The following is a 25,951-nucleotide window of genomic DNA, read 5'->3' on the forward strand; positions in this document are numbered from 1 at the left end:
AAACGTCCGTCGGGAAAAAACCGAAGCGATGACGACGGACTTCGTTCCGCGAATGGATCACCGGCGCTGCCCCCGGATCGCCTTCGGATTTTTGCCGTCGAACCACCAGGTGCTGGGGAAACCGACATCGTTTTTCGGGCGTGTCTCCGGATGGCCGAACATGTCCCAGTATGCGATCCGGTTGACCGGGTCCTCGTACAGGCCGATCGAGAAAAACTGCCAGGTGGCATAGCGGTCGAAGGCTTTGCAGGTCGCCGCCTTCTCGTCATAGGTATCGGCAGCGATGATCATCTCGACCAGCTCGTCGATGATCGGGTCCTTGATCCCTTGCGAATTCTCGTCGCCGGGCCGGTCGGCGTAACGAGAGTTCCAGCCGCCGCGCAGGGCCTCACCCGGCGGGAAGAACGGCACGAACCGCGCCGGCATCAGGTCGAACTCGAAATTGTTCACGCGATTGCGGAACTGCGGCACATCCATCAGCCGGGGTGAGGCCTGGATGCCGGCACGACGGAGATTTTCGACAAATGGTAGGATGGTCTTCTCAGTTTCCGGGCTGGTGTAGACGATTTCGAAGGCCATCACCTGACCCGTGGTGTTGGTCAGCTTGCCGCCGCGCGATTCCCAGCCGGCCTGTTTCAGCAGATCCAACGCGGCCCGAAGATTGGCGCGGATGTTGCCGTTGCCGTCCGTCGTCGGCTGCTTGAACTCGGTGGTGAAGATTTCGTCGGCGATCTTGCCGCGATAGCGCTCCAGGATCTCCAGCTCGCGGCCTTCCGGCAACCCGCTGAAGGAGAACGGTGTGTTCGGAAAATAGCTGTGGATGCGACTGTAGAGACCGTAATAGTTGGTTTTCTGTGTGGTCTCAAAGTCATAGAAATAGTTAAGGGCTCGGCGAACTCGTACATCGGAGAAGTATGGTCGTCTCAAGTTGAACATCATGCCAAGATAGAATTGTGGCGAAGCATCTGGGATTTCTTCCAGTTTGAGCGCGCCGGTCTGCGCTGCCGATACGGATTTGAAGCCGGTCGTCCATTGTTGAGCCGAGCTGATGGCCATGAAGTCGAACTCACCCGACTTGAGGGCTTCATACAGCACGTCCTGGTCGCGATAGTACTGATAGGTGATCTCGTCGAAATTGGCCGAACCGATATTCTGCGGCAGGCCCTCGCCCCAATAGCCCTCGACCCGCTGCAGCGTGATGGACCGTCCCGGATCGACCGATTTGATCTTGTAGGCGCCGCTCCCGAGCGGGGGCTCCATCATGAGGCCGCCGAAATCCCGGCTTTCCCACCAATGCTTGGGCAGGATCGGGAAGCTCGCCATCGCCTTGAGGAGCTGCGGGTTGTTCAGGTTCTTGGCCGTGAACCGGACACGCCGCTCATCCAGCGCCTCGATGCTGTCCATGTCGTCGTAGAAGCGGGCGCGGAACCGCAGCGCGCCCTTTTCGCGCAGGAGTTGATGGGTATAGGCGACGTCCTCGGCGGTCATCGGGTGGCCGTCATGGAAGCGCAGGCCGTCGCGCATCGTGAAAATGATCGACAGCTTGTCGTCCGAGATCACGAACGACTCCGCGGCATCGGCGTAGTAGGTGTCGAGTTCGTCGAGATTGCCGGTGATCAACGCATCATTGATGGCGCCCACGCCTGCCGCGTCGGTGCCGTCGGTTGTCATATTGTTCAGCGTGTCGAAGCTGCCGAAGACGCCCAGCACCAGCTTGCCGCCCTTGGGGGCGTCCGGGCGGACATAGTTCCAATGCGGGAAGTCCTTCGGATAGGCCGCCTTCAGGTCCAGCATCGGCAGGTAATAGGTCGGCGCCCCATAGCCGGGCGTGGCGGCCGCCCCCTGGGCAAAGGCCCGGGGCAGGGGGATCGATGCTCCCGCAACCGAGAGCATCGAGCCGATCGAGAACTGGCGCCGTGTGATCATGCGTCTCTCTCTATCCTCCGCCGCGCTTCAGCGCCGCATCTTTCGCCGGATCGATCCACCAGGTCGAGGGGAACGCGATCCCATTCGGGTCGCCGAAGCGATGGGACGGCTGCGTCTTCGGCTGACCGAAGCGGTTCCAATAGGCCACCCAGGCGTCGGTCTTGCCCCATTGCGGGATCAGGTAACGGTTCCACAACAGCACACGATCCAGCGCCCGGGTCGCAACCTGCAGCGACGAGAGGTCGCGGGCAGCCGTGACCTTGTCGATCAGCGCGTCCACCACCGGGTTGCGGATGCCCATCATGTTAGCCGAGCCTTCGATCCCCGCCGCCTCGGAGCCGAAATAGTTGCGCAGCTCGCTGCCCGGCGGGGGGTAGAAGGCGAGGGCGAGCGGCATGACGTCATAGTCGAAGCTCTGCCGCCGTTTTTCCATCTGGGCCGTGTCCACCCGGCGCAGCGATGCCTGGATGCCGACCTGCCGCAGCCGGTCGATGAAGGGCTGGGTCACGCGTTCGTAGACCGGCTGGTCGATCAGGATCTCGAACTGCATCGGCGCGCCGGTGGCGATGTTGGTCATCACCCCGTCGCGCTGCTCCCACCCCGCCTCCTTCAGCAGGCGCAGCGCGGTGCGGATGTTGTCGCGCATGTTGCCGCTGCCATCGGTCTTCGGCAGGGCGAAGGGGGTGTCGAACAGCGTGTCCGGCACCTGGCCGCGGAACGGCTCCAGCAGCGCCCGTTCCTCGCCCTCCGGCACGCCGGAGGAGCGGAAGCCCTCGGCGTTGAAATAGCTGGTCAGCCGCTCGTACAGGCCGGAGAACAGGGTCTTGTTGACCCATTCGAAGTCGTACAGCCAGCCCAGCGCCTCGCGGACCTTGGGGTCGGAGAACGGCGGGCGACGCAGATTGAACAGATATCCCTGCATGCCGCGGGGATCCTCGCTGGCGATTTCGGCGCGGATGAGGCGGCCGTCGCGCACCGCCGGGATGTCGTAGCCGGTGGCCCAGAACAGCGAGGTGAACTCCTGCCGGAAGTCGGAGTTGCCGCCCTTGAACGCCTCGAACTCGGCGTCGCGGTCGCGGTAGTAGTCGTAGCGGATGCGGTCGACGTTCCACTGGCCGCGATTCACCGGCAGGTCGCGGCCCCAATAGTCCGGCACCCGCTCCCAGGCCAGGGTCCGGCCGGGGTCGACCGACGCGATCCGGTAAGGTCCGCTGCCGAGCGGCGGCTCGACCATGTTCTGGCCGACGTCGCGGCCATTCGCGGTCCACCAGTGCTTCGGCAGGATCGGCAGCGCGTTCGCCACCTGGCCGATCGGCTTGCGGCTGTTGCGGCTGGCGAAGGTGAAGCGCACCCGGCGGTCGTCCAGCGCCTCGGCGCCGGTGACGTCGCGGAAGAACGACTTCAGGAAGGGCTCGGCCTTGTCCCGCGCCGTCTCCCAGCTCCAGACCACGTCGGCGGCCGTCACCGGCACGCCGTCATGCCAGCGCGCCTCCGGCCGCAGCGTGAAGATCGCCCAGGAGAAGTCGTCCGGGACCGTCACGCTCTCCGCCAGCAGGCCGTAATAGACCCCGGATTCGTCCTGGCTCTCGACCATCAGCGAATCATTGAGCAGTCCCAGCGACCGCGGCGGCGTGCCGATCGGGATGACGTTCAGCGTGTCGAAGGTACCGACCGTGCTCAGCACCAGGCCGCCGCCCTTCGGCGCGTCCGGGTCGGCATAGTCGAAATGGGTGAAGCCGGCCGGGTATTTCGGCTCGCCGAACAGGGCCAGGGCATGGCTGGCCGCCGGCTCTTGCGCCCGACCAGCGGCCGGGACCGCGAGGGCAAGGGTGAGCAGCAGGGCGGCAATGACGCGCATGAAAGTCCCGGCCGATATTCCGGCGCCGCAACGGCGTCGGCGGATAAGCAGAGTCTAGGGAATCCCACGGGGCGAAAGAAAGCCAGACATAAACGGAAACGGGACCGCTTTTGGCGGTCCCGTCCCGGAACTGGATGGCTGCGGCGATCAGCCGCCGCTCTTCGGCGCTGGTGCCTCGCCCCCCGCAGGGGCAGCGCCGCCGGCGGGGGCGGCATCCGGGCTCGGCAGTGGCGCGGGCGTGTCGGCGTTGGTGCGCAGCCAGGCGATCAGGTCGGCCCGGTCCTTCTCGCTCTTCATCCCGGCATAGGTCATCGTCGTGCCCGGGATATGCGCCTTCGGACCGGCCAGGAACTCGTTCAGCTCCTCATAGGTCCAGTGCGCGCCGTCCTCGTGCTTCTTCTTGATCGCGGCCGAGTAGTTGAAGTCGTCCTTGTGGCCCATCGGCGCGTCGACCAGGTTCCACTGGTTCGGGCCGACCTTGTTGGCGCCGCCCTTCTCGAAGGTGTGGCAGGCGGTGCAGGCCTTCGACAGGGCCTGGCCCTTGGCCGGATCGGCGGCCGCCATCAGCGGCGCGATCGGCGGGATCGACGGCCCGGCCTGCTCCGCACCGGCGGCGGGCGCAGCGGCGACGGCGCTGGTGTCGACCTTGTATGCGTTCTCGTGCAGCGGCTCCGGCGAGACCAGGATATCGGCCACGATGCCGGTCGCCATTCCGATGATGCCGGCCAGCAGGACAGCAGCGAATATTTTATTGAATTCCATGCCGGATCTCACCTCGAAACGCGACGGCAACCTCCCCGGACGCACGACTCGATTCGACCGTGCGACACCGCGGGTCTTGTAAAGGCGTTGCAATCGGTCTGGCAAGGGCCGATGTCCGGCTGCGACACCCTTTGCAGGGGGCGCGGCGGACGGCCGCGCGGCTTGTCCCGACAATCCTCCGGCGATCAGGGATTCGGCCCGGTCTTGACGCCGTCGCGGCAACGGTGGATGACGCCGCATCATGACTTCGTCCAACCCCATCGTCGTCATCCCCGCCCGCCTGGCCGCGACCCGCCTGCCGAACAAGCCGCTGGCCGACATCCATGGCGAGCCGATGATCGTCCATGTCTGGCGCCGCTCCGTCGCCGCCGGGCTCGGCCCCGTGGTCGTCGCCTGCGGCGACCGGCCGATCGCCGAGGCCATCGAGGCGGCCGGCGGCACCGCCGTCCTGACCGACCCGGACCTGCCCTCCGGCTCCGACCGCATCGCCCAGGCGCTGCGCAGCGTCGACCCCGACGGGCGGCACGACATCGTGGTCAACGTCCAGGGCGACCTGCCGACGCTGGACCCCTCCTTGCCGCGGGCGGCGATGGCGCTGCTGGCCGACCCGGCGGTGGACATCGGCACGCTGGCCGCGGTGATCGTGCGCGACGAGGAGAAGACCAACCCCGCCATCGTCAAGGCGATCGTCGAGCGGGCGGAGGGGGCGCGGACCGGCCGGGCCTTCTACTTCACCCGCACCACGGCGCCGTCGGGTGAGGGGCCGCTGCTGCACCATATCGGCCTCTACGCCTATCGCCGGGCGGCGCTGGAGCGCTACGTCACGCTGCCGCCCTCGGCGCTGGAGCGGCGCGAGAAGCTGGAGCAGCTGCGGGCCCTGACCGCCGGGATGCGGATCGACGTCGCCATCGTCGACACCGTGCCGCTCGGCGTCGACACCCAGGAGGAGCTGGAGCGTGCCCGGCGCCTGCTCGCAGAAGGAGCCTCGAAATGACCAGCGCCAAGCGGATCTCGTTCCAGGGCTGGCCCGGGGCCAATTCCGACATGGCGTCGCGCCAGGTCTTCCCGGATGCGGAGACGGTGCCGTGCCCGTCCTTCGAGGAGGCGCTGGCGGCGATCCATGACGGCCGGGCCGATCTCGGCATGATCCCGATCGAGAACTCGATCGCCGGCCGCGTCGCCGACATGCACCACCTGTTGCCCGAATCCGGACTGCACATCATCGGCGAGCACTTCCTGCGGGTGAACCACCAGCTGGTCGCGCTGCCCGGCGCCAAGCTGGCCGATATTCGCGAGGTGCACAGCCATGTCCAGGCGCTGGGCCAGTGTCGGCAATGGCTGCGGGCCCGCGGGCTGAAGCCGGTGGTGCATGCCGACACCGCCGGCGCCGCGCGCATGGTGGCGGAGCGGGGCGACCCTGCCATCGCCGCCATCTCCAGCCGCCTGGCGGCGGAGATCTACAAGCTGCAGATCCTGGCCGGCGACATCGAGGATGCGGAGCACAACACCACCCGCTTCGTCGTGCTGTCGCGCGACCCGGTGCGGCCGAAGCCGAACAACGGCCCGGTGATGACCAGCTTCGTGTTCGAGGTGCGCTCGGTGCCGGCCGCGCTGTACAAGGCGCTGGGCGGCTTCGCCACCAACGGGGTCAACATCACCAAGCTCGAGAGCTACATGCTGGGCGGCCGGTTCAGCCAGACCCAGTTCTATGCCGATGTCGAGGGGCACCCGGACGACCAGGCGCTGCGCTTCGCGCTGGAGGAGCTGCAGTTCTTCACCCGCAACTTCCACATGCTCGGCGTCTACCCGGCCCACCCGTTCCGCCGCGACCCGAGCCAGATCGCCGAGGACGAGTGAAGGCGGGGACTACCCGTCGAGAGCGGATTTCAGATCGGTTCGGGCGAAATCGTCGCCGATGAACAGCAGCGGGCAGGATCGGGCCTCGGCCTCTGCATAGGCGAAGCAGTCGCCGAAGTTCAGCCTGGCGGGGTGATTGCCCTTGCCCCACCGGGCATAGGCTTCCGCCACGCGTCGAGCGACGGCGGGCGTCACCGGCGCGATCTCGAAGCCCATCCGGTTGACCAACTGCTCCAAATCATCTCCGACACCGCGCTGGCCCGCGACAAGCAAGGCTTCCGCCAGGGTGCCGGTGGAAATGACCAGCTCGGACGCATCCGTCAGAATGGCCGAACAGGAATCGGCCTCGGCTTCTTCCAGCACTATGGCCAGCAGAGCCGAGGTGTCGACCACGATCACTTCGGCAGGCCAAATTCATCATACAGAAAGTCCTGGCTGCGCGCCGCGGAGGGGCCTGGGGTGGCCTTGCCGCGAACTGCCGCTCTGATCTCCCCGATGATGGCCTTCCGCTCGGCCAAGGTCGGCTTTCTGGCCTCCGGCACCAGGCGAGCGACGGGTTGGCCGAACCGGGTCAGGACGATCTCCTCGCCGGCCTCCGCGCGCCGCACCAGCTCAGTGAGCTGGGCCTTCGCTTCGCTGACGGAGATGTGCATGGTTCCCTCCCCATCGATCGGGCGATGTGGACATGCATGAAAGATGGTCTATCCGGTGGTCCAAGACAAGTCTTGGCCGACCTCAGCCCTCCGCCAGCCAGTCCTCCAGCAGGCGCCGGGCGATGCTGTCGCGGCGGGGCAGGCGGAACGATTCGTCGTCGACATGGCGGCGCAGCCAGTCGCGCTCGAACCAGGCGGCCGATTCCAGCTCGTCCTGATCGACCTGCAGATCGGCGGTCACGGCGCGGCCGGTGAACCCCACCATCAGCGACTGCGGGAACGGCCAGGGCTGGCTGGAATGGTAGCGGACGTCGTCGACGACGATGCCGGCCTCCTCCACCACCTCGCGCTTCACCGCATCCTCCAGGCTCTCGCCCGGCTCGAGGAACCCGGCCAGCACCGAATGCATGCCTGGCGGCCACGCCTTCTGGCGTCCCAGCAGCACCCGGTCGCCGTCATGGATCAGCATGATCACCGCCGGGTCGGTGCGCGGGAAATGCTGGGTGCGGCAGTCCGGATTGGTGCAGTCGCGGCGGTGGCCGGCGTCGCTGCTGGCGGTGGGGCTGCCGCAGACGCCGCAGAAGCGGTGGCGCGAATGCCACCACACCATGCCGCGGGCATAGGCCAGCAGGGCACCCTCGTCATGCGGCAGCAGCGGCCCGACGGCGCGCAGGTCGAGGAAGCTGCCCAGCCCGGCCAGCACCGGGTCCGCGGCCGGGTCGGCCAGGCCGCTGACATCGACCGCGAGATAGGTGACGTCGCCGTTGACGCCCAGCATCACCACCTCGGCCGCGGCGCTGCGCCACCAGGCCTCGGTCGCCGGCACGATGGCGACATGCGGCGCCTCCGGCGGCCCGGCGATCAGGTTGCGGCCCTGCCACACCGGCAGGATGCGGGTGTGCTCGCTCACGGTGACGCGGGCGATCCACTCGGTGTCGCGGCGGAAGCGGCCGGCGCGGTCGAGCGACGGATGGACGTAGAAGTTGGGGCGCAGCATGACGCGACACTGGCACGACCTCGATCCCCACGCCAGGGCCTGGAAAAGCAACTGTGCCATCCGGTAAGGACAGGCTAGATTGCCTAAAAATGACGGCCGACGGGAATCGGCCGGGATCGATGAACACGAAGGGGGTCACGTCTATGAAGCTCAGCCGCCGGATCGGCCTCGGCATTTTTGCTGCCACGGCCATCGCCTTTGCCCTGCCGACCGCAGCCCAGGATTACCCGAACCGCGTCATCACCATGGTGGTGCCCTTCGCCGCCGGCGGGCCGACCGACACGGTGGCGCGGCTGATCGCCGAGCCGATGAGCAAGACGCTCGGCCAGCAGGTGATCGTCGAGAATGTCGGCGGTGCCGGCGGCACCATCGGCGCCGGGCGTGTCGCCAAGGCCGACCCCGACGGCTACACCATCCTGCTGCACCATATCGGCCAGGCCACCAGCGCCACGCTGTACCGCAACCTCGACTACAAGCCGGGCGAGGCCTTCGCCGGCATCGGCCTGGTCACCGACGTGCCGATGACCTTCGTCGCCCGCGGTGACTTCGAATCGAAGTCGATGCAGGAGTTGGTGGAGTACGCCAAGGCGAACAAGGACAAGGTGACGATCGCCAATGCCGGCGTCGGCTCGGCCTCGCATCTCTGCGGCATGCTGTTCATGGATGCGATCGGCACGCCGCTGACCACCGTCGCCTACAAGGGCACCGGCCCGGCGATGAACGACCTGCTGGGCGGCGTGTTCGACTTCATGTGCGACCAGACCACCAACACCACCAGCCAGATCAAGGGCGGCAAGATCAAGGTCTACGCCGTCACCACCGACAAGCGCGTGCCGTCGCTGCCGGATGTGCCGACCACCGCCGAGGCCGGGCTGCCCAATTTCAAGATCGGCATCTGGCACGGGCTGTACGCGCCCAAGGGCACGCCGCAGCCGGTGGTCGACAAGCTCGAGGCCGCGTTGCAGGCCGCGCTCAAGGACCCGAACGTGGTCGCCCGCTTCGCCGATCTCGGCACCGAGCCGGTGGCGCTCGACCGGGCCACCCCGGCGGCGCTCGATGCCTATCTCAAGGCCGAGATCGCCAAATGGGAGCCGGTGATCAAAGCCGCCGGCGTCTACGCCGACTGAGCCCGCGCCTCTCGTCCCAGCACCGGATCCAGGAGCCGCGATGCGCCTCTCCATCCGTCATCCCAAGGACTTCTGGTCCGGGCTGATTTTCCTGGCCCTGGCGATCGGCTTCGGCTGGATGGCCCAGGGCTATTCCATGGGCCGCGCCATCAAGATGGGGCCGGGCTATTTCCCGACCGTGCTGGCCGGGATCCTGGCCCTGATCGGGCTGATCACCCTGGTGCGGTCCTTCGTGCTGGAGGGGGAGGGCGTCGGCCAATGGGCCTGGCGCGGCGGCGCGATCGTGCTGGGGGCGATGCTGCTGTTCGGCCTGCTGCTGCGCGGCGGCGGGCTGGTGGTCGCGCTGCTGGTGGTGGTCTTCGTCGGCGCCGCCGCCAGCGTCAAGTTCCGGGTGCCGGTCGCGGCCGCGGCGGCGGTGGTCCTTGCCGCATTCTGTGTCGCCGTCTTCGTCTGGGGGCTCGGGCTGCCGATCCCCATCTTCGGCCGCTGGTTCGGGAACTGAGACGACCATGGACCTGCTGCACGACCTGATCCTCGGCTTCGGCGTCGCCTTCACGCCGACCAACCTCGCCTATTGCTTCGTCGGGGTGCTGCTCGGCACGCTGGTCGGGGTGCTGCCGGGCCTCGGTCCGACCGCGACCATCGCCATGCTGCTGCCGGCGACCTTCGTGCTGCCGCCGATCGCGGCCCTGATCATGCTGGCCGGTATCTATTACGGCTCGCAATATGGCGGCTCGACCACGGCGATCCTGATCAACCTGCCGGGCGAATCGGCCTCGGTGGTGACGGCTATCGACGGCTATCAGATGGCCAGGCAGGGCAGGGCGGGCGCCGCCCTGGCCGCCGCCGGCATCGGCTCGTTCTTCGCCGGCACCGTCGCCACCCTGCTGATCGCGCTGTTCGCGCCGCCGCTGGCGGCCATCGCGCTGAAGTTCGGACCCGCCGAGTACTTCTCGCTGATGGTCCTGGGCCTCGTCGCCTCGGTGGCGCTGGCGCATGGCTCGGTGCTGAAGGCGCTCGGCATGATCGCGCTCGGCCTGCTGCTCGGCATGGTCGGCCAGGATGTCGAGACCGGCACGCCGCGCTACACCTTCGGCATCCCCGAGCTGTCGCAGGGCATCAACTTCGTCGCCATCTCGATGGGCCTGTTCGGCATCGCCGAGATCATCCGCAACCTCGAGGCCGAACACCTGCGCGACGTGATGGTGCGCAAGGTCTCGGGCCTGATGCCGACGCGCCAGGAGCTGCGCCGGATGACGCCTGCGATCCTGCGCGGCACCGCGCTGGGCTCGGTCCTCGGCATCCTGCCGGGCGGCGGGTCGATTCTGTCCTCCTTCGCCGCCTATTCGCTGGAGAAGAAGCTCTCGCGCCGGCCGCAGGAGTTCGGCAAGGGCGCGATCGAGGGCGTGGCCGGGCCGGAATCGGCCAACAACGCCGGCGCCCAGACCTCCTTCATCCCGATGCTGACGCTGGGCATCCCGCCGACGCCGGTGATGGCGCTGATGGTCGGCGCCATGATCATCAAGGGCATCCAGCCGGGCCCGCTGGTGATGACCGAGCAGCCGGACCTGTTCTGGGGCCTGATCGTCTCGATGTGGATCGGCAACTTCTTCCTGATCGTGCTGAACCTGCCGCTGATCGGCATCTGGGTGCGGCTCTTGAAGGTGCCGTACCACCTGATGTTCCCGGCGATCCTGGCGTTCTGCTGCATCGGCGTCTACAGCCTCAACAACAACGTCTTCGACGTCTATCTGACCGTCCTGTTCGGCCTGGTCGGCTACATCCTGGTGAAGCTGGACTGCGAGCCGGCGCCGCTGCTGCTCGGCTTCATCCTGGGGCCGATGATGGAGGAGAATCTGCGCCGCGCCATGCTGCTGGCGCGCGGCGACGTGACGGTGTTCGTCACCCGGCCGATCAGTGCCGTGCTGCTGCTGATGACCGTGGGCGTGCTGGCGGTGATGGTCAGCCCGGCGATCCGGCGCAAGCGCGAGGAGGCGTTCCAGGAGGAGGCCGGATAGCGGCGCCTAAAACGAGGCCGGACAGATAATGTCCGGCCATTCAGCTTGGTCGGGCGCCGGATTTCCGCTTATCTGGGCACCCGTCTTTGCTCAGCGGTGACGCATGACCTCGCTTGCCGATCTCTCCGCCGTCGACCTCGTCGCCCGCTACCGCGACCGCAGCCTGTCGCCGATCGAGGTGACCGAGGCGGTGCTGCAGCGGATCGAGGCCTGGGAGCCGAAGCTGCAGGCGCTGTGGGCGCTGGATGCGGCCGCCGCCCGCGCCGCCGCCGCGGCCTCGGCCGCGCGCTGGGCCGAGGGGCGGCCGCTCGGCCCGGTCGACGGCGTGCCGGTGACGATCAAGGAGAACATCGCGACGAAGGGCGTGCCGGTGCCGGTCGGCACCGCCGCGACGGCGCTGGTGCCCGCCGCCCAGGACGCGCCGCCTGCCGCGAGGCTGCGCGAATCCGGCGCCGTGATCCTGGCGAAGTCCACCATGCCGGATTACGGCATGCTGTCCTCCGGCCTCTCCAGCTTCCACAAACTGGCCCGCAACCCCTGGGACCTGTCGACCAATCCGGGCGGCTCCAGCGCCGGGGCCGGGGCGGCGGCCGCGGCCGGCTACGGGCCGATCCATCTCGGCACCGATATCGGCGGGTCGATCCGGCTGCCGGCCAGCTGGTGCGGCATCATCGGGCTGAAGCCCAGCCTGGGGCGGATCCCGATCGACCCGCCCTATGTCGGCCGCGTCGCCGGGCCGATGACCCGCACCGTGGCCGATACGGCGCTGGCCATGACGGTGCTGTCGCGGCCGGACGGGCGCGACGGCATGAACCTGCCGCCGGCCGAGATCGACTGGTCCGACCTCGCCATCGACCCGAAGGGGCTGCGCATCGGCCTGATGATGGAGATCGGCGCCGGCATGGCGCTGGACCCGGAGGTGGGTGAGGCGGTGACCGCCGCCGCCCGGCTGCTCGCGGCCGCCGGCGCCATCGTCGAGCCGGTGCCGGCGATCCTGACCCGGGAGATGCTGGACGGGCTGGACGATTTCTGGCGGGCGCGCGCCTGGGACGATGTCGAGAGGCTGCCGGAGGAGGGGCGGGCGAAGATCCTGCCTTATATCCGTGCCTGGGCGGAATCCGGGGCGCAGCGCTCCGGCCTCGCCGTGATGCGCGGCTTCAACCAGACCATGGCGATCCGCAAGGCGGCGGCGACGCTGTTCGGCTCATGGGATTTCGTGCTGTCGCCGACCGCGCCGGTCGCCCGCTTCCCGGCCGACTGGGCCTCGCCGGTCAACGACCCGGAGAAGCCGTTCGAGCATATCGGCTACACCGTGGCCTGGAACATGTCGGAGCAGCCGGCGGTGTCGATCAACTGCGGGTACACCAAGGCCGGGGCGCCGATCGGGCTGCAGATCGTCGGCCGGCGCTTCGATGACCTCGGCGTGCTGCGCCTGGCCAAGGCCTATGAGGACCGCCGCGGCCCGCAGCGGCCCTGGCCGGCCTTGTGAAACGCCGGTCCCTGGAACATCCTGGAGCGGTCATCCGTTCCTACTGTTGGACATGCGGCCGGCGCCGCTGCCGGGTGGTCTGATGTCGAGGGGGGACATGGATCGGGCGGACCGTGAGATCGCCATGCTGGAGGCCCTTGCGGCCAAGGGGCTGCCGACGGCCGCGGTCGTCGGCAAGACCTCCGTGCATGGCCAGCCCGCCATCATCTTCGAGCGGTATCCCGGCAGCAGCGCCGACATCGTGCGGAACCGGTCGGTCGTCGACGACCGGCTGCTGAGCGAGGCCAGCGTGGCCAGCCTGTCCCGCATCCGGGCGGTCATGCTGGAGACGCCGGTCGCCGTGGACCGGCTCAACCTCCTGATCCGCGCGGACGGGGCGTTCGTGCTGTCGGACCCCGGCGCGGTGTGGGAAGGCCGGCCGCCGCCGCAGGATCAGGTCGCGCTGATCGACCTGCTGCTCGCGGCGGCGGAGGCGAAACTCGGGCGGCCATGACCTCCGGCCTCGGGCCATTGGCCTGAGCGCGCATCTCGGGTCCGGATCGTCCTTATTGGGGGAGGGGCGCTGTCATGGTCTTTCCAGCCGATCGCTCCAGCGGCCTGCCGCCTTATTCGCCGCGCGTGGATCGCGGCAAGCCGGACAGCCCGGTCCGCTTCGTGGATGTGGTCGATGCCGTCCGCAAGGAAGGCCGCCCCGTCTCAGGGACCCCGGACGCCCCGGCGCAAGCTCGCCCCGAGGATCCGCCGAAGCCGCCGTCAGGGCTGACCGACCCGGCCAAGACCATCGCCGACGACCGGCGCCGCAGCATCGACGACTGGGTCGGCGGGGCGAATGACAGTTTCTGGCCCTGGAACGACGATTCCCACGACAAGGTCGCGCATGCGCTGCGCGGGAACTCCGAGCTGGGCGGGCTGACGCAGGATGAGCGGCGCTATCTGGTCGACAAGGCGCTCGACAAATGGGTCCGCGAGGGCGAGACCTATTCCTCGCCGCGGGACCTGGCGCGGGACGTCCGCGGCGACGGAACCCTGGGGCCGCTGGTGGCCGAACGCTGCGCCGTGAAGGCCGCCGCCCTGGAGGCGGAACAGCGCGGCAAGCCGGCGTCCGAGCGCAACGGGGATGCGGTCGACATCGGCGGTGCCGCCATCGTCGCGCTGCATGTCGAGCCGGGCCGCAAGGCCGATGCGGCGCAGCAGGCCGCGCTGCGGCGGCTGGTCGAGCAGCTGGGACCATCCAAGGCGGCGGGCCTCGCCGAAGCGCTGTCCTCGCCCGGCCTCGAGACCGAATATGCCTCGGCGACGCTCGAGGCCCTCAATGCCGGGCCGTTCACCGACAGCGGCTGGGCCTTCACCACCAGTGCCTTCTCGACCACCCAGGAGCAGCGCTACGGCCAGGGCACGGACCTGTCGATGCCGATGGCCAAGGCCCTCGCCCGCGGGCTGTTCCCGCAGGACCCGCAGCGGCAGCAGCAGGAGGCGCAGCGGATCGGCGACCTGCTGTCGACGCCGACCGGCCGGTCGCTGCTGACGCCGCCCAACGCCATTCTCGGCGAGGACAAGATCGGGCCGGAGCGCCGGGCCCAGGCCCTGGCCGTGGTGCTGCAGAACCCGGAGATCACCGTCGCCCGCCTGTCGCGCGACGGCTTCGATCCCTGGGCCAGCCCGCTGATCGCCGTCCCGATCGCCCAGGACAGCGCCGACCGGGCGCTCGCGGCCAGCCGGCAGACGCCCGAGGCCACCGCCGACCGCCTCGGCGGCGGCAGCGGTGTCGGCATCCCGGAGGAGCTGCACGGCGCCCAGCTCGACAACCGGGTCGGCCAGGCGATGAACCTGCCGCCCGAAGGCATCTCCGCCGACACGCCGCCGGACAAGCTGAAGCAGCTGAAGGACGAGGCCGCCCGGGGCGAGCGGTCCTTCTACGCCACCGGCGACAACGCCGGGACGGTGGCAAAGATCACCGCCACGATCCGGGATCTCGGCGGCGACACCGCCCGGGTCACGGTGCTGCCGATCCAGTATTCCAGCCGCCAGACCGGGCCGGTGCAGCTGCCGCTGTTCCGGGTCGAGGGCAAGGACGGCAAGACCTGGTTCGTCGACAATCTGGGCGCGCGGTACGACAGCTTCGGCAAATGGACTGACAAGAACCAGCTGCCGCCCGGAAACGTCACCTATCCCAAGGGCGGTGAGCTGAAGCCGGGCCCCGACGGCAAGGTGGCGCTGGACAGCCGCAACACGCCGAAGACGCCGGATACGATCGGTGAGCAACTGCTGGAGGCAGGCGACATGGTCGCCCTGGTCGGCGGCCTGCTGGCCGGCGGGGCGATGATGATCGGCAGCGGCGGCACCGCGGCCCCGGTGGTGATGATCGCCGCCGGGGCGTGGGTCTCCGGCCGCGGCGCGCAGACCCTGGCCGAGCGCGACGACATCGGCCTGTCGAACGATTTCGGCGACCCGCAGGCGAGGGCCGCCTATTTCAACATCGCGGCCGGCGTGCTGAGCGGGCTGCCGCTCGGCCGCGCCGCCTTCCTGGCCCGGACCGGCCAGGACGTGACCATGCCCGGGGCCTGGGCCGTCGCCAACGGCACGGCGATCGGGGCGGATACGGCGGCCGCCGGCAACAGCGGATACACCCTGGTCACGGACTGGAACGATCTCGACCCGGCCCAGCGCTTCGAGATGGGCCTGGGCATGGCGTTCTGGACCGTCTCGGCCGGTGCCATGGCCCGGCAGGCCTTCCAGCCGCGCACCGGCGCCCCGGCCGATCCTCCCGCATCGACTTCGCGTCCCGACGGCGAAACCCCGCCGCCCGACCCGTCCGCATCCGCCCCGCATCCGGAGGGAGAGGCGCCGCCGCCCACCCCGCCGCGCGAGGCGCCCCCGGTCGGCCGGAATCCGTCCCGGACGCTCGACCTGCGCCCCGGCGACGACCTGAGCTCTCCGCGAACGCAGAAGATGGCGTTCCCCCGGATCGACACGGACCGGGTCTGGGTCGGCGGCCGCCTGCCGGCGGATGACGGCAGCGTCGGCCGCGCCCGGCTCCGCTCGCTCGATGCGCTTCTCCGCGACAAGAACATTAAATCCGTCAACGTCGCCCATTTCGCCGCCGCAGCCGACGCCAACCATGTGGTGGACGCCCAGGGCAACCGGTTCACCGTTCCGGAGGTGTTCACGAAGTCGCTGGTCGGGCGGGAGTACGAGGACCATCCGATCGTCCTGAACATTGCGCGGCCCAGCGCCGAGGCGAACGCCTTCGCGCAACGCGTGGCCGACTACAGCGGCGTCGATGTCTATGTCACCGGCTCGCGAGACCGTAACTGGTGGAACGTCTTCCAGCGGAAGACGACGCCCCAGGGGCCGAGCGGCAGGATCGAGGTCGAGAACGGACGGACATTCTCGGTCGACGACCAGGGGCGGCGCCGGGCGATCGATCCCGAGACCAATCTCGGCGAAGTCCTCGGGACCGGGGCCGAGAAGACCGCCTTCGCCTTCGGCGACGACCATGTGATCGTCGTCTACAAGGATCTGGAGCCGGAGGTGCGCCGGCCGGGCGAAGCCTATTCCGACCCCGAGCATCAGCAGGCCACTCTCGCCGAGCTCGACCGCCTCGGCTTCCCGATCGCGAGGAACCAGGCCGAGTTCGATTTCAACGGACAGAAGGCCTTCCTGCAGGACCGCTATGTTGCCAACGACCGGGACCTCGACTTCCGGATGGATGCCAGCGGCCAGCCGCTCAGCGTCACGCTGCTGAACCGGAACAGCATCTCGAGCCTGAAGGCGATCCGCAGCCTGCTGATCGACAAGGATGTCGCCATTGCCGACCTGCAGTTCCTGATCGACAAGGATGGCCGCTTCGTGATCGCCGACCCGATCGGCATGAAGCAGGGGCTGGACGAGTCGGGCCGAAGCCAGCAGGCCAGCAACCTGCGGGAGATCGACGCCCTCATCGACACGGCCGAGGTCAACGTCAGCCAGGGGCCGAACTAGGCCGGGCCGGTCGGCTTCACCCGGCCAAGCGGCCACCAAGTCGGTTTTATAGAGATTGATAATCACTCTCAAATCGTTCATTGAATTTGCCTGACGTAACATTCCACTCCGGACCAGCCACCATGATGTCCCGACGCACCCTCGGCCTTGCCGCGGCCCTTCTGTTCGCCGCCGGCGCGGCACCGGCGGCCGAGACCCGGACGGTGGAGGATGTCGCCGGCCGCAGCGTGCAGGTCCCGGCCGAGGCGAAGCGGATCATCCTGGGCGAGGGGCGGCAGATCTACCTGCTGGCGGCGCTCGACACCGAGGCGCCGTTTCAGCGCGTCGTCGGCTGGCGCGACGATCTCGAGAAGGCCGATCGCGACGGCTACGAGATCTATCGCCAGAAGTACCCCTTCATCGCTGACCTGCCGCGCTTCGGCGGCGCCAAGGAGGGCACCTTCGACGTCGAGCAGGCGCTGTCGCTGCATCCCGACCTGGTGGTGATGAACCTGGAATCGAAGTTGGCGACCGACGAGGGCGGGCTGATCGACAAGCTGGCCGCGGTCGGCATCCCGGTGGTGTTCATCGATTTCCGCGAGCGGCCCTTCGAGAACGCCGAGAAGAGCATCCGCATCCTCGGCCAGGTGACCGGGCGCGAGGAGCGGGCGGAGGAGCTGGTCGCCTTCCGTCGCGCCGAGATCGAGAAGGTCACCGGCCGGCTCGCCGCCCATGCCGGGCCGCGGCCGCAGGTGATGATCGACCGCGCCGGCGGCTACAGCGACGAATGCTGCATGTCCTTCGGCGACGAGAATTTCGGCCGGATGGTCTCGGTGGCCGGCGGCGACAACATCGCCCGCGACCTGATCCCCGGCACCTTCGGCACGCTGAACCCGGAGCAGATCGTGGCGTCGAAGCCGGATGTGGTGATCGTCACCGGCAGCAACTGGACGCTCTACGAGACCGCCGGCGCCTGGGTCGGCGTCGGCCCCGGCGCCGACCAGGACGGCAGCCGCGCCCGCCTGCAGGCGCTGATGCAGCGCCCGGCCTTCACCGCCATCCCGGCGACCGAAACCGGCCGGGTGCACGCCATCTGGCACCAGCTCTACGACAGCCCCTACCAGTTCGTGGCGATCCAGGCCCTGGCGAAATGGCTGCATCCGGAGCTGTTCGCCGACCTCGACCCGGACGCCACCTTCCGCACCTTCCACGAGCGCTTCCTGCCGGTGGAGTACCGCCCCGGCTACTGGGTCTCGCTGACGCCGGGCTGAAGGCAGGCGGTCCTAGGACGAAGGAGGTGTTCGGCCAGTATTTCTTCGAGGACGGGCGCAAGGTCGGCGCCAACATCCTGGTCAACCAGTCCTTCGTCGACACCCAGGAATGGCCATCGGTCACGGCGCTGAAGACCGGCGGGTTCTTCGTGGCCTATGAGAGCGAAGGCCTCGACGGCGAGGACGACGCGATCGCCGGCCGCCTGTTCTCCGGCATCACGGTGGCGACGCTGACCGGCTCCGCCGCCGCCGATCTGCTGCAGGGCGGCGCCGGCGGCGAGCGCATCCTCGGCCTCGCCGGGAACGACCAGCTGGCCGGGAATGGCGGCGACGACGTCGTCACGGGCGACGGCGGCGACGATGTGCTCCGCGCCGGCGCCGGGGCCGACTGGCTCGACGGCGGCGCCGGCATCGACACGGTCAGCTACTACGCCGGCACGGTCGGGGTCTCAGTGGATCTCGCCACCGGCAAGGGCACCGGCGGCGAGGCCCAGGGCGACAGCCTGCGCTCGATCGAGACCCTCTCGGGCAGCCAGGCCAACGACACCCTCGGCGGCAACGCCGGCGCCAACACCCTGCAGGGCTGGACCGGCAACGACGTGCTCCGCGGCGGCGCCGGGGCCGACCGGCTCGACGGCGGCGCCGGCAGCGACACGGCCAGCTACTACACCGGCACGGTCGGGGTCTCGGTGGATCTCGCCACCGGCAAGGGCACCGGCGGCGAGGCCCAGGGCGACACGCTGGTCTCGATCGAGACTGTCTCGGGCAGCCAGGCCGGCGACACCCTCGCCGGCAACGCCGGCGCCAACACGCTGCAGGGCTGGACCGGCAACGACGTGCTCCGCGGCGGCGCCGGGGCCGATCGGCTCGACGGCGGCGCGGGCGTCGACACGGCGAGCTATTGGGGCGAGACTGCCGGCGTGACGGTCAATCTCGCCACCGGCACGGGCACGGGCGGCAACGCCCAGGGCGACATCCTGATCGGGATCGAGAATGTCAACGGCGGCAAGGCCGGGGACACCCTGATCGGCAGCAGCGGCGCCAATGCGCTCAACGGCTATGAGGGCAACGACGTGCTCCGCGGCGGGGCCGGCAAGGACGCGCTGACCGGCGGCATCGGCGGCGACCGCTTCGTCTTCGCCGCGACGGGCGACAGCGCCGTGGGCGCCAACGCCGACCGGATCGCCGATTTCAGCCGGGCCCAAGGCGACCGGATCGACCTGTCGGCGATCGACGCCCATTCGGGCGCCGCCGGCAACCAGGCCTTCAGCTTCATCGGCAGCGGCGCCTTCACCCATCACGCCGGCCAGCTGCGCGCCGCCGTCACCAGCCCCGGCATCACCATCATCGCCGGGGATGTGAACGGCGACGGGGTCTCCGATGTCCACATCCGGCTCACCGGCGCCATCGCGCTGGTCGCGGGAGATTTCGTGCTGTAGCGGCCGGCTGTCGGCGGCCGGCGGCGCATTCGCCGGTTGAGGACGCTTTCCGCGAAGCCGTTGGGTGTCTGCTCGGTCCCCATTGATGACGTTTGGAGACCCTCTGGACTCCTCCAGAGCGGACACGCCCGACATTCCATCCGTACCGGAAAGCGGCCTCCCTCCGCGCAGACCGGCTCTCACCGAGTCACGGTGCGCTCGTCGTAACCGGCCCGCCGCGGACCGGAGGCTAGACCTCGGACGGTTTGGCAGACAGTGCCTCCTCAAAGGCTGCGACGATGGCCTTGATCAGGCGTCCCGTGATCCTGTCCCTTTGCCACAATGCGGTCATCTCTACGGGTGACGGCTCCCAATCCGGCAGGACGGGTACGAGTGCGCCGGCCGCCATGGCGTCCTCGATCAGGAACTTCGGCAGATTGGCGATGCCGAGACCGGCGCGGGCCGCATCGACCAGAATGGTCTGGCGGTTTGCGGCAAAGCCGATCCCGGGGCGTATGATCGCGCGTGTCCCGTGCGCATTTTTCAGATCCCATTCGATCAGATCGCGGCGGATCGCGAGGGCCGGCAGCATCTCCAGATCCTGTGGCGTGCTCAGACCGGGATGTTCAGAGAGGAAGGCGGGGCTCGCGACCAGTGCGCGCGGGAGATCGGCGAATTTCCTGAACATCAGTTCGGAGTCCGCAACCGGTCCCATGCGAACGGCGAGATCGTATCCTTCTTCGATAAGGGAGACCCTGCGATCCGTGAGCGCCATCTCGATCGTGACGTCGGGACATCTGGTCTTGAAGCCGATCAGAGCAGGGCCGAGAACCGCGGTCGCCATGTCCGGCGGAAGCGACAGGCGAACCGTGCCCGACAGCGCGACGCGGTCGTCCTGAACCTCGGCGACAGCCTGCTCGGCCAGCGTGAAGGCGGTCCGGCCCCGCTCGAAGAGTTGCTGGCCCTGTTCGGTCAGTATCAGTCCCTTCCTTGTCCGGCGCGCAAGCCGGACGTTCAGGGTCTCTTCCAGCGCCGACAGCCGGCGCGAGAGCGTGGCCTTCGGGATACCGGTCGCGCGTTCGGCCGAGGCCAGCCCGCCCGCTTGCACCATGCGGATAAACAGCGCGAGTCCGTCAAAATCACCAAATGCTTTCATGTTCCATTTATGGAACATGACCGTGACAAATATCAAATCTCCCGCGTGCTTCGTTCCATCTCTAGCTTCCAGGGCGAGCCATGAAGCTCACAACGAGCACGGGAAATCAGCCATGACCACGATATTCACCCCAGAGAACTCGGCGCTTCTGCTGATCGACCATCAGGTCGGCACGATGCAGCTCATCAAGAATATCGACGTCGACCAGGCCAAGCGCATGTCGCTCGCCCTGGCCAAGACCGCCCGCATCCTCGGCATCCCGACCGTGCTGACCTCCAGCCAGGAGGATCGTCTGCAGGGGCCGCTGCTGCCGGAGCTGAAGGACATCCTGCCGGAGGCCTTCGAGAAGCGCATCAAGCGCGAAGGCATCGTCAACGCCTGGACCGATGCCAATTTCAAGGCGGCCGTCGAGGCGACGGGCCGGAAGAACCTGATCATGGCCGGCGTGACGACCGATGTCTGCCTCGTCTTCCCGGCGATCGACGCGGTGACCGAGGGCTACAACGTGCAGGCCGTCATGGACGCCTCGGGATCGCCGTACGAGTTGTCCGAGGACATGTCGCGGCGCCGCATGCAGGACGCCGGCGTCGTCCTGACTGCAACCAACACCATGATCGCGGAACTCGCCCAGAACTGGAGCACGCCCCAGGGTCAGCAGCTCGTCCAGTTGCTGTTCACCGAGGTTCTTCCGCCGATCCAGTCGTAACCGGCGCTGCGCTCGCCCGAAGCCGGGACGGCCCATTCGACAGGATCCCAGCCCGACAGCGCCGGGATCCTGTCCACGAATCTCCGCACGGAGTTGCTGAAATGTTGAGGATTCTGCGCGCACAGGCCAGCCGCGGCTTCGAGCAAGGGCCATTCAAGATCCGGCGCGTGCGGCCGGGCCTTATTCTCGGATCGAACGCCGATCCGGCTTTCGGGCCGCTCGCGGTCCTCGATCACGCCAGTCTCGGCGTCGGCACCGTGGTGCGCTTCCACGAGCACGTCAACGACGAGATCCTGAGCTACATGTGGCGCGGCACCATGGTGCATGAGGACTCGTCCGGCCACCGCGTTGCGCTGTCGCCGAACAGGCTGATGCTGATGAACGCGGGACAGAGCTTCTGGCATGAGGAATCGACGCCTTCGGATCCCGTCGAGATGCTGCAGATCTTCATTCGTCCGCGCGAGGCGGATCTGCCCGGCGAAGTCCAGTTCCACGACCGCGACGACGCGATGGCCGACGGCAGGTGGCATCTCGTCGCCGCGCCGGAGACAAGCGACGCGCCGCTCAAGATCCGCCAGCAGGTCATCGTCCATGACGCGCAGCTGCCGGCCGGCCGCGGGATCGAGATCCCCCAGGCCGATGGCATGGATCAGCTGCTGTATGTCTTCGATGGAGAGATCAGTGCCGGCAGCGCGCATCTCCTGAAGGGAGATGCGCTCGCCGACGACGAGGCCCCGCTTCCGGCCATCAAGGCCGTTCGCCCCTCCACGCTGATTGTCTTTCTCGTGGATCGCCATGCGCGCGCCACGCGAGCCGGAACCATCAGCGGCGGATGAACGGCGCAAGACATGTCCACGCCCCAACTCGCCGCACACGCCGCCGAGGTGCAGACGCCGGCATCGGAGCGCGCACCGCATCCGGGACCAGAACGGTCGACGTCGCCCGCCCTGTGGGGCGCGCTCGCACGATTCGGCATCCCGCTGCTCGCGCTGGCGATCATCCTGGGCTTTGTCACCATCGCGATCACCCGGTGGGACCGGTGGACAGGCCAGGCCGCGGTTCAGGAGACCGACGACGCCTACGTTCGAACGGAGATGACGAGCCTCGCGAGCAGGGTCGCCGGAACGGTGCGCTCGATCGGGGTCACAGACTTCCAGCGTGTCAAGGCCGGCGATCTGCTGGCGGAAATCGATCCCGCCGACTATGCCGTCCAGGTTGCCCAGGCCGAGGCCGCCGTTGCCGCGGCCAGAACCGCGCACGACAACCTCGACAACCAGATCGCGCTGCAGCGCGCCACGATTTCCCAAGCCGAAGCGCAACAGGCTTCCGCGGTGGCGCTCGAAATTCAGGCGCGCCAGGAACGCGAGCGGCAGGAGAAGCTCGCGCAGTCAGGTTTCAGCACGCAGCAGAAGGTCGAACAGGTCGTCGCTGACCACATCAAGGCCCAGAGCGACCTGCGGGCAAGCGAAGCTGCCGTGGACGCGCAGCGACGGCAGCTCGACGTGCAGATCGGCACCAAGGCGCAACGCGCGGCCGACCTGCAGTCTGCGGAGGCCACTCTCGCGGCCGCACAGCTGCGCCTCGGCTATACCCGGATCACCGCTCCGTTCGATGGCATCGTCGGCGAACGGGGGGTGCAGCAGGGCGACTACGTCAATGTCGGCAGCAGCCTGATCGCGATCACGGCACTGCCCAAGCTTCATGTGATCGCCAATTACAAGGAAACCCAGTTGACACGGGTGGCCGAGGGACAGGCCGTCGATATCGCGGTCGATACGTTCCCCGGCGAACTGCTGCACGGCTATGTCGAGCGCCTCTCCCCAGCGAGCGGGTCGCAGTTCGCGCTGCTGCCCCCCGACAATGCGACGGGCAATTTCACCAAGGTGGTCCAGCGCATTCCGGTGCGGATCGGCTTCGTGCCGGGCCAGGCGTTGCTGGAACGCCTGCGCTCGGGCATGTCGGTCACCACGCGCATCCACACCGAAGCCCCCGGACATCAGGGGGCACAGCCGTGAGCAGGTCCGCCTCCGGGCCTGCCTCGCCGCACCGGCCGCTCTTCGCGGTAGCCGCCGTCCTGTTGGGGCCGTTCATCGTCGGCTTTCACAGCCGCTTCTTCGCGATCGGGCTCGCCGACCTCAAAGGGGCCCTGGGCCTGAGCTTCGACGAGGGCGCCTGGCTCAACACGGCCGGAACCGCGTCGCAGATCATGATCGCGCCGGCCGTCGCCTGGCTCGCATCCACGGTCGGCATCCGGCGGCTATTCGTGATTCCGACGCTGCTCTACACCATCGTCTCGCTCGCCATCCCCTTCGCGCGCACCTACGACCTGCTGCTTGCCCTGCACATCGTCCACGGCCTGTGCCTCGGCGTCTTCGTGCCGGCCACGATGATGGTGATCCTGCGCAACCTGCCGCCCCGATGGTGGCTGCCGGCCATGGCGCTCTATGCGTTTCGGCTGGCGTTCACGGCGAATGCCGGGATCTCGCTGGTCGGCGTGTATGTCCAGACCCTCGGCTGGGAATGGGTCTATTGGGGCGACGCGCTGCTCGCGCCCCTCATGGCCCTATGCGCCTGCCTGGGCGCCCGTTCCGAGCCGATCGATCACGATCTGCTGCGCCGGGCGGACTGGGGCGGCATGCTGCTGCTCGGCGCCGGGCTCACTTTGCTCTACGCGGGACTCGACCAGGGAAATCGGCTCGACTGGCTCTCCTCCGGTACGGTCCTGGCGCTGCTGTGCGGCGGCGCGGCGCTGATTGCGGCGTTCCTGGTGAACGAGGCCGTCGTGCCGGAGCCCTGGGCCAAAGCGAGCGTCATCTTCTCGCGCAACATCGGGCTGATGCTGCTCGCAGCTCTCTGCTTCATCATGACCAGCCTGTCCAATGTCGCGCTCATACCTAACTTCCTCACCACCGTTCGCCAGTTGCGGCCCGAACAAATCGGCCCCCTGCTGCTGAACTACGTCGCGCTGCCGCTGGTGATGCTGGTTCCGATCGCCGTCGTCCTGCTGCAACGGGTCGACGCCCGGTTCGTGCTGACCCTCGGCCTCTCGGCTTTTGCCGCCGCAGGCCTGCTCGGCACAGGGCTGACCAGCGACTGGGATCCCGCGGCCTTCGTGCCCATCGCACTGCTTCAGTCTGCCGGTTACGGCCTGACGTTCCTGGCGATCATGATCTACGCCTTCGCCAATGCCGATCCGGCTCGCGCAACGGCGTTCTCGGCCTATATCCAGGTCCTGCGCCTCGGCGGCGCGGAAATCGGCGTCGCGCTGATCACGACCTGGCTGCGTGTCCGCGAACAGACCTACTCAAATCTGCTCGGCCAGCACGTCGCCGCCGGTGACGCCAGCGTAACACAAGCCCTCTCCCTGATCACCGCGCCCTTTCTCAGCCACGGATCGGATACCGCCCCAGCCCGTGGGCTCGGCACCCTGGCGGCCCTGGTCCGGCGCGAAGCCAATGTCCTCGCCTATATCGACGGGTTCTGGCTGACGTTCTGGGCGGCGCTTCTGGGACTCATGATGGTCGCACTCATGAGATCCCCACCGGAAGGCCCGTTCACACCCAAAACGCGACATGCGGCCTGACCAAAACGTCCAGTTACCGAAGCGGGAGCGCTCCGTCGACATAGACAAACATTGCAGGAGACCATCAGCCGGTCGGAGCGAGATCATCCCGCCCGATCGCTTGATGGTGATGAACGCCGGGACAGATTTCCCGCATGAAGAAGCGGCGCTGGAGACATCAAGGGCAACTCACGGGTGCGACTTGCATGCAGCACGCATCCTTCTCAAGCAGGTGCGCTGGCGGTCCGTAGCGGTCGGCGGCGACGCTCACTCCCTTTCCACACGGCCTCGGTCGCGTGCGATCATGTCCGCTATCGGGAGCCCAATGCGATGGCCGGTCTAGGGACATCCTCGTCGGGCCGGGCTAAGGTCTGTTGATATTCAGGATTCCCATGGGGACCTGATTGTGATTCAAACTTCGGATGGAACGCTTCGTACTGACAGACGCCCAATGGGCGAAGATGGAACCGCTTTGCCTGGGCAAGCCGACCGACCCCGGACGAAGCGGTGAGGACAACCGGCTCTTTGTAGAAGCGGTGCTTTGGATCGTTCGCACTGGAAGTCCGTGGCGGGACCTGCCGGTCTTCTTCGGCAAGTGGAACAGTGTCTTCACGCGATATCGCAGTTGGGTCAAAGCCGATGTTTTCGTTCGGCTTTTCGAAGCCTGTTCGGAAGAGCCGGACATGGAATACGCCATGGTCGACGCCACCATCGTCAAAGTCCACCGCCACGGCCAGGGCGCAAAAGGGGGACTCAGAGCCAGGCCATAGGCCGCTCCAAGGGCGGCATGACGACCAAGATCCTCGCCTTGTGCGATGCGTTCGGCAACCTTGTGCGCTTTGGCCTTCTGCCCGGTCAGCGGTTCGACACGGTCGGCGTCGAACCGCTCATCGACGGCATCTGCTTCGATGCCCTGATCGCCGACAAGGCCTTCGACAGCAACGCCATCATCGCCGACCTCAACCAACGCGGGGCCAAGATCGTCATCTCCCAGCACCCGCGCCGCACCAAGCAGCTGCCGATCGACGCCGAGATGTACAAGTGGCGGCACCTGATCGAGAATTTCTTCTGCAAACTCAAAGAGTTCAAACGCATCGCCATGCGCGCCGACAAAACCGATCAGAGCTTCTCCGCCTTCATCCATCTCGCCGCCGCCGTCATCCATTCCAGATGAATCTCAACAGACCCTAG

Annotated in this window: 22 protein-coding genes; 15 read left to right on the top strand and 7 right to left on the bottom strand. The window is 67.9% G+C overall.

The features are described from left to right. Window positions 1–57 precede the first annotated feature (57 nt). From FFK22_RS24355 to FFK22_RS24365, 3 genes are all read right to left on the bottom strand, one after another. On the bottom strand, window positions 58–1,926 hold the full coding sequence (locus FFK22_RS24355; protein WP_138890493.1) for an extracellular solute-binding protein: 1,869 nt from the start codon (window positions 1,924–1,926) through the stop codon (window positions 58–60). A gap of 10 nt (window positions 1,927–1,936) precedes the next feature. After that, the gene (locus tag FFK22_RS24360) at window positions 1,937–3,784 is read right to left on the bottom strand and encodes an extracellular solute-binding protein (RefSeq protein WP_138890494.1); all 1,848 of its coding nucleotides are present in this window, start codon (window positions 3,782–3,784) and stop codon (window positions 1,937–1,939) included. A gap of 147 nt (window positions 3,785–3,931) precedes the next feature. Next, a complete protein-coding gene (locus tag FFK22_RS24365) occupies window positions 3,932–4,546 on the bottom strand; it encodes a cytochrome c family protein (RefSeq protein WP_138890495.1) in 615 nt (204 codons plus the stop codon). A 241-nt stretch (window positions 4,547–4,787) separates the two neighbouring features. On the opposite strand from FFK22_RS24365, the gene FFK22_RS24370 reads away from it, so the two are divergent. Then, the gene (locus FFK22_RS24370; RefSeq protein ID WP_138890496.1) at window positions 4,788–5,540 is read left to right on the top strand and encodes a 3-deoxy-manno-octulosonate cytidylyltransferase; all 753 of its coding nucleotides are present in this window, start codon (window positions 4,788–4,790) and stop codon (window positions 5,538–5,540) included. Further along, window positions 5,537–6,403, top strand: coding sequence for a prephenate dehydratase (locus FFK22_RS24375; protein WP_138890497.1), 867 nt, complete (start codon window positions 5,537–5,539; stop codon window positions 6,401–6,403). The genes FFK22_RS24370 and FFK22_RS24375 overlap by 4 nt, the downstream gene beginning before the upstream one ends. Before the next feature lie 9 nt (window positions 6,404–6,412). On the opposite strand, the gene FFK22_RS24380 is transcribed toward FFK22_RS24375, so the two are convergent. The 3 genes from FFK22_RS24380 to nudC form a co-directional block, all read right to left on the bottom strand. Then, window positions 6,413–6,796 (bottom strand): type II toxin-antitoxin system VapC family toxin, encoded by a 384-nt coding sequence (locus FFK22_RS24380; RefSeq protein WP_221938816.1) that lies wholly within the window; start codon window positions 6,794–6,796, stop codon window positions 6,413–6,415. A gap of 2 nt (window positions 6,797–6,798) precedes the next feature. Continuing rightward, window positions 6,799–7,056 (bottom strand): type II toxin-antitoxin system Phd/YefM family antitoxin, encoded by a 258-nt coding sequence (locus tag FFK22_RS24385; RefSeq protein WP_138890499.1) that lies wholly within the window; start codon window positions 7,054–7,056, stop codon window positions 6,799–6,801. A gap of 82 nt (window positions 7,057–7,138) precedes the next feature. Further along, window positions 7,139–8,053, bottom strand: a complete 915-nt coding sequence (gene nudC / locus FFK22_RS24390) for an NAD(+) diphosphatase (protein WP_138890500.1) — start codon at window positions 8,051–8,053, stop codon at window positions 7,139–7,141. Window positions 8,054–8,196: 143 nt separating this feature from the next. Between nudC and FFK22_RS24395 the strand changes: the two genes are divergently transcribed. The 8 genes from FFK22_RS24395 to FFK22_RS24430 all read left to right on the top strand — a co-directional run bounded on the left by FFK22_RS24395 (window position 8,197) and on the right by FFK22_RS24430 (window position 19,357). Beyond that, window positions 8,197–9,180 carry a tripartite tricarboxylate transporter substrate binding protein BugD gene (locus tag FFK22_RS24395; RefSeq protein WP_138890501.1) on the top strand — a complete coding sequence of 328 codons (984 nt, stop codon included), beginning with the start codon at window positions 8,197–8,199 and terminating at the stop codon, window positions 9,178–9,180. A gap of 40 nt (window positions 9,181–9,220) precedes the next feature. Next, the gene (locus FFK22_RS24400; protein ID WP_138890502.1) at window positions 9,221–9,682 is read left to right on the top strand and encodes a tripartite tricarboxylate transporter TctB family protein; all 462 of its coding nucleotides are present in this window, start codon (window positions 9,221–9,223) and stop codon (window positions 9,680–9,682) included. A 7-nt stretch (window positions 9,683–9,689) separates the two neighbouring features. Beyond that, window positions 9,690–11,198, top strand: a complete 1,509-nt coding sequence (locus tag FFK22_RS24405) for a tripartite tricarboxylate transporter permease (protein WP_138890503.1) — start codon at window positions 9,690–9,692, stop codon at window positions 11,196–11,198. A 103-nt stretch (window positions 11,199–11,301) separates the two neighbouring features. Continuing rightward, window positions 11,302–12,687, top strand: a complete 1,386-nt coding sequence (locus FFK22_RS24410) for an amidase (protein WP_138890504.1) — start codon at window positions 11,302–11,304, stop codon at window positions 12,685–12,687. 97 nt (window positions 12,688–12,784) lie between these two features. After that, window positions 12,785–13,180, top strand: a complete 396-nt coding sequence (locus FFK22_RS24415) for a hypothetical protein (protein WP_138890505.1) — start codon at window positions 12,785–12,787, stop codon at window positions 13,178–13,180. A 74-nt stretch (window positions 13,181–13,254) separates the two neighbouring features. Next, window positions 13,255–16,668 carry a DUF4781 domain-containing protein gene (locus FFK22_RS24420; RefSeq protein ID WP_138890506.1) on the top strand — a complete coding sequence of 1,138 codons (3,414 nt, stop codon included), beginning with the start codon at window positions 13,255–13,257 and terminating at the stop codon, window positions 16,666–16,668. A gap of 122 nt (window positions 16,669–16,790) precedes the next feature. Continuing rightward, entirely contained in the window at window positions 16,791–17,918 is a 1,128-nt protein-coding gene (locus FFK22_RS43950) for an ABC transporter substrate-binding protein (RefSeq protein WP_221938817.1), read from the top strand. Window positions 17,919–17,944: 26 nt separating this feature from the next. Beyond that, window positions 17,945–19,357, top strand: a complete 1,413-nt coding sequence (locus FFK22_RS24430; protein ID WP_221938818.1) for a calcium-binding protein — start codon at window positions 17,945–17,947, stop codon at window positions 19,355–19,357. Between the two features lie 229 nt (window positions 19,358–19,586). Here FFK22_RS24430 and FFK22_RS24435 read toward each other — a convergent pair whose 3' ends face one another. Beyond that, window positions 19,587–20,528 (bottom strand): LysR family transcriptional regulator, encoded by a 942-nt coding sequence (locus FFK22_RS24435; RefSeq protein WP_221938819.1) that lies wholly within the window; start codon window positions 20,526–20,528, stop codon window positions 19,587–19,589. Between the two features lie 76 nt (window positions 20,529–20,604). On the opposite strand from FFK22_RS24435, the gene FFK22_RS24440 reads away from it, so the two are divergent. The 5 genes from FFK22_RS24440 to FFK22_RS24460 all read left to right on the top strand — a co-directional run bounded on the left by FFK22_RS24440 (window position 20,605) and on the right by FFK22_RS24460 (window position 25,934). Beyond that, a complete protein-coding gene (locus FFK22_RS24440) occupies window positions 20,605–21,198 on the top strand; it encodes an isochorismatase family protein (RefSeq protein ID WP_138890508.1) in 594 nt (197 codons plus the stop codon). Window positions 21,199–21,299: 101 nt separating this feature from the next. Then, complete coding sequence (locus tag FFK22_RS24445) at window positions 21,300–22,034, top strand: pirin family protein (protein WP_138890509.1); 735 nt, start codon at window positions 21,300–21,302, stop codon at window positions 22,032–22,034. Between the two features lie 12 nt (window positions 22,035–22,046). Next, window positions 22,047–23,213 (top strand): HlyD family secretion protein, encoded by a 1,167-nt coding sequence (locus FFK22_RS24450; protein WP_138890510.1) that lies wholly within the window; start codon window positions 22,047–22,049, stop codon window positions 23,211–23,213. After that, window positions 23,210–24,781, top strand: coding sequence for an MFS transporter (locus FFK22_RS24455; protein WP_138890511.1), 1,572 nt, complete (start codon window positions 23,210–23,212; stop codon window positions 24,779–24,781). The genes FFK22_RS24450 and FFK22_RS24455 overlap by 4 nt, the downstream gene beginning before the upstream one ends. A 401-nt stretch (window positions 24,782–25,182) precedes the next feature. After that, window positions 25,183–25,934 (top strand): IS5 family transposase gene (locus tag FFK22_RS24460; RefSeq protein ID WP_138890512.1). Its coding sequence is split into 2 segments (ribosomal slippage): window positions 25,183–25,513 and window positions 25,513–25,934, totalling 753 coding nucleotides; the frame shifts between segments, so codons are not numbered across the junction. The last annotated feature ends 17 nt before the right edge of the window (window positions 25,935–25,951 follow it).

This window comes from Mycobacterium sp. KBS0706, from assembly GCF_005938675.2.
Classification (GTDB): Bacteria; Pseudomonadota; Alphaproteobacteria; order DSM-16000; family Inquilinaceae; genus Inquilinus.

Excerpts from the sequence above, each read along its gene's own strand:
- FFK22_RS24385 (WP_138890499.1), bottom strand. The coding sequence starts at position 7,056 with ATGCACATCTCCGTCAGCGAAGCGAAGGCCCAGCTCACTGAGCTGGTG.
- FFK22_RS24365 (WP_138890495.1), bottom strand. The coding sequence starts at position 4,546 with ATGGAATTCAATAAAATATTCGCTGCTGTCCTGCTGGCCGGCATCATC.
- FFK22_RS24405 (WP_138890503.1), top strand. The coding sequence starts at position 9,690 with ATGGACCTGCTGCACGACCTGATCCTCGGCTTCGGCGTCGCCTTCACG.
- FFK22_RS43950 (WP_221938817.1), top strand. The coding sequence starts at position 16,791 with ATGATGTCCCGACGCACCCTCGGCCTTGCCGCGGCCCTTCTGTTCGCC.
- FFK22_RS24360 (WP_138890494.1), bottom strand. The coding sequence starts at position 3,784 with ATGCGCGTCATTGCCGCCCTGCTGCTCACCCTTGCCCTCGCGGTCCCG.
- FFK22_RS24370 (WP_138890496.1), top strand. The coding sequence starts at position 4,788 with ATGACTTCGTCCAACCCCATCGTCGTCATCCCCGCCCGCCTGGCCGCG.
- FFK22_RS24450 (WP_138890510.1), top strand. The coding sequence starts at position 22,047 with ATGTCCACGCCCCAACTCGCCGCACACGCCGCCGAGGTGCAGACGCCG.
- FFK22_RS24415 (WP_138890505.1), top strand. The coding sequence starts at position 12,785 with ATGGATCGGGCGGACCGTGAGATCGCCATGCTGGAGGCCCTTGCGGCC.
- FFK22_RS24410 (WP_138890504.1), top strand. The coding sequence starts at position 11,302 with ATGACCTCGCTTGCCGATCTCTCCGCCGTCGACCTCGTCGCCCGCTAC.
- FFK22_RS24395 (WP_138890501.1), top strand. The coding sequence starts at position 8,197 with ATGAAGCTCAGCCGCCGGATCGGCCTCGGCATTTTTGCTGCCACGGCC.
- FFK22_RS24445 (WP_138890509.1), top strand. The coding sequence starts at position 21,300 with ATGTTGAGGATTCTGCGCGCACAGGCCAGCCGCGGCTTCGAGCAAGGG.
- FFK22_RS24355 (WP_138890493.1), bottom strand. The coding sequence starts at position 1,926 with ATGATCACACGGCGCCAGTTCTCGATCGGCTCGATGCTCTCGGTTGCG.
- FFK22_RS24420 (WP_138890506.1), top strand. The coding sequence starts at position 13,255 with ATGGTCTTTCCAGCCGATCGCTCCAGCGGCCTGCCGCCTTATTCGCCG.
- FFK22_RS24400 (WP_138890502.1), top strand. The coding sequence starts at position 9,221 with ATGCGCCTCTCCATCCGTCATCCCAAGGACTTCTGGTCCGGGCTGATT.
- nudC (WP_138890500.1), bottom strand. The coding sequence starts at position 8,053 with ATGCTGCGCCCCAACTTCTACGTCCATCCGTCGCTCGACCGCGCCGGC.
- FFK22_RS24440 (WP_138890508.1), top strand. The coding sequence starts at position 20,605 with ATGACCACGATATTCACCCCAGAGAACTCGGCGCTTCTGCTGATCGAC.
- FFK22_RS24375 (WP_138890497.1), top strand. The coding sequence starts at position 5,537 with ATGACCAGCGCCAAGCGGATCTCGTTCCAGGGCTGGCCCGGGGCCAAT.